The sequence below is a fragment of the Deltaproteobacteria bacterium genome (assembly GCA_016874775.1).
In the GTDB taxonomy this organism is placed as follows: Bacteria; Desulfobacterota; Binatia; order Bin18; family Bin18; genus VGTJ01.
The window spans coordinates 1-2,733 of the sequence record VGTJ01000337.1 but is presented as its reverse complement, the minus strand read 5'-3'; the positions used below and the strand labels follow the sequence as shown (position 1 = coordinate 2,733).

3 protein-coding genes are annotated in these 2,733 nt (G+C 52.1%); all 3 read right to left on the bottom strand.

Features of this window, described 5'->3' with window-relative positions; genetic code table 11:
• Window positions 1–358: 358 nt before the first annotated feature.
• Window positions 359–1,138, bottom strand: a complete 780-nt coding sequence (locus FJ147_28220; GenBank protein MBM4259769.1) for a 2-dehydro-3-deoxyglucarate aldolase — start codon at window positions 1,136–1,138, stop codon at window positions 359–361.
• Window positions 1,139–1,331: 193 nt separating this feature from the next.
• On the bottom strand, window positions 1,332–1,916 hold the full coding sequence (locus tag FJ147_28215; protein ID MBM4259768.1) for a hypothetical protein: 585 nt from the start codon (window positions 1,914–1,916) through the stop codon (window positions 1,332–1,334).
• Between the two features lie 12 nt (window positions 1,917–1,928).
• Complete coding sequence (locus tag FJ147_28210; protein MBM4259767.1) at window positions 1,929–2,684, bottom strand: hypothetical protein; 756 nt, start codon at window positions 2,682–2,684, stop codon at window positions 1,929–1,931.
• Window positions 2,685–2,733 lie beyond the last annotated feature (49 nt).

The following is a 2,733-nucleotide window of genomic DNA, read 5'->3' as shown; positions in this document are numbered from 1 at the left end:
GTCGCCCGCGTTCATCCAGCTCTTCGACCAGACTTCGATACTTAGACCGAAGCCAGCACACAATGGTCTCGTCTCTCATCCCTGCTCTTGTGCAGAGGCTCTCCACTCCGGTCAATCACTATTGCGGTAAGTTGTTTCCTGCCACCGCCTAACCCGTTCGTGCTGAGCCTGTCGAAGCACGGTTTCGTTTTTTGCACTGGCCTCTGCGGAATTTATCCACAGCTTCTGAACGAAGTGAAGGGTCTCTCAGCGAGATTCTTCGCTCCGCTCAGCATGACACGTTCGAAAGGGTATTTTATGCAGGGCAGGCTGCGCTTGCCTTTTAGGCAGGCACAGCCTGCCCTACGTATTAGGAAGGTTATCGTTTCCGCAACGGTGCCAAGGCCTCGGCTGCGCGTTGCGCTTCGCGGCGCATCAATATCAGATCGGTGCCATAGAGCAGATATTGTGCACCACTATCAACGACCGCTTTCATATTTTCCGGGCGGTTGACTGCTCCGGCGGTGGCGATTCCACGCTGCTTACAGAGTTGTAGTACATGACTCTGGGCTTTGCGTAAGTCAGGATTGTCGTACTGACCTGGAACGCCAAGACTTTGCGCCAGGTCTTGATATCCAACCAGTACCAGGTCGATGCCTGGAGTCAGAATCTCGTCGATATTGTCTAGCGCTTCTTTGGTTTCCACGATCACACTCAACAGTGTGTTGTCGTTGGCGTGTTTCATGGCAACCGCGGGATCAACATCTTCATATTCTGTATTGGCGCCCATCAGAATTGCCATGCCACGTTTGCCTTCAGGATGATACTTGGCCATTTCGATGAAGCGGCGGACTTCTGCGCCGCTTTTGACGTGTGGCAAGATGAGGCTCTGACAACCGCAGTCGAGCAAGCGAGTCACATGTTGATAATCCAAATCAGGAATACGCACAATTGGTGAAATTCCTGCGGAGTGGGCATGGGCAACCATATCGACGACAGTCTCAAGATTGTATGCAGAGTGTTCAGTACAAATCATGACGTAGTCCATCCCGGCTTGGGAGAGCGTGTGTAGTACACCACGGCTTCGTGTGTCCCACAGCAGCGTGCCGAGGGCGACTCCGCCAGACTTCAAGGTCTTTTTGAGTTGATTGATGCGCATCGATAGTGTCCTCCTTTGAGGCGGCACTATCACATACCCATGCAGTGGAGGACAAGAGTAGCGTGTGACGAGTGGGAGTTCAGTTTGCTACGTAGATTCATTTTTGTCGGGCGCCCTCATGTGGCCACCTAGGAAAAGGGCACCCACATTGGGGCGCCCCGACAACACAAATCTCAACGGAACCACTATCAGCTTACGACTTTGGCTTGCTCTGCTCGACCTCGATTTTGGCAAACAAGTTATCGACGATTTTTTCGATCGTACCCAGCAGGTGGTGAAACGATTTATCCGTCCGATCAAGGAGGCGTTTCTTCATCGCGCCTTCGATATCTTTGGTCTGTTTGATCTCTCGCTTGTGTCGGGTGGTTTGCTTGGCGTAGTCGATCATGAAGACTTCAAGGTTCTCCATGACTTCCATGCCCAAGGTTTGGAAAAGTTTCTGTATCGTGGCTTGGGTGCGGAGCGCTTCAAAGGCAAAGAGCGTGTTCAGACGGCCAATTTCGGCTTCAGTCGCGAGATCGAGTCGAGTTTTTTCGACCTTCACCGCACGATCCATTTGTTCCTTGAGGAGGATAATCTCCTTGCGGAGAAACTCTTTTGTTGCTCTCCGTTTGTCAATCCACGGAATCTTGTCATTCGCTAGGAGCTGCGGGAGGGAATCGAGGGTCGGCGCGTTGACCCGCATTTCTGACCCGATTGGATCAGCCCCTTTAGGATGTTCAGGAACAGGGGTTTCTACTATTGGGGTCGGAACAAGAAGTTCACTTTTTTCTGTCATGAGATAACTCACTTATTGCACGGTCGTCAGCACTGTTTCGTAGTTGCTTTCGATCGCGCTTAAGGTTTGATCGAAGCAGGAAAGATCTTCGGTCGTCATTTTCTTGCGTCGTCGCTGTTTCGTGACATGTTGGCAGAGCACCGCGAGTTCTGTTGTTGCCTTGAGGTCAATCTTACTGACCAGAGAGAGGAACAACGCTGCTTGGGTTGAGGTTGCAATCCGGTGTTGCTCGCGAAGGAAAATCGTTTGTTCCTGTCGTCGTAGGGTGCGTACTTTTGCTCTGAATTTACGCTCGTGGCGTCGGCTTTTCCATTGACTCATGAGGCGATGCGGTGTGTGCCGTAGCCACAAGACTCCCGAACGGAGCCGATGCCAACCTTTTCGCCGCATCTGTGGTGAACTGGGACGCGGATTCCCCTCTTCCTCGGCGGTAAATACAGGGACGGACGGGGTAACAACAGATGGCAAGGAGAAAGTGCGATTGTTCGTCTGCGTTGTCGCATTTTGCGACGCACGTAATGGTGAGAATAATTGGCGGCTCTGTTGCAGTGTATCTTTATAAAGTGAGGCTGCGCGAAATTGTGATTTGCTCGGTCGCTTCGACGGTTCAATGGCTCGGCAGTGACGGAAATGGCGGAGCACGCGAATATTCTGATGGGTCAGAACTATAAGCTTCATCACATAGGACGTTGCATCGTGAGCTTCCGGTAAAGCCGCTTGACACCCGAGGTTGAGAGACAGCAAGAGCTGCTGCGTGGTTGTTCGCACCAAACTCTCACGGCCAGACCGATGCAACGAGCACGAGATGTGAAGCCCT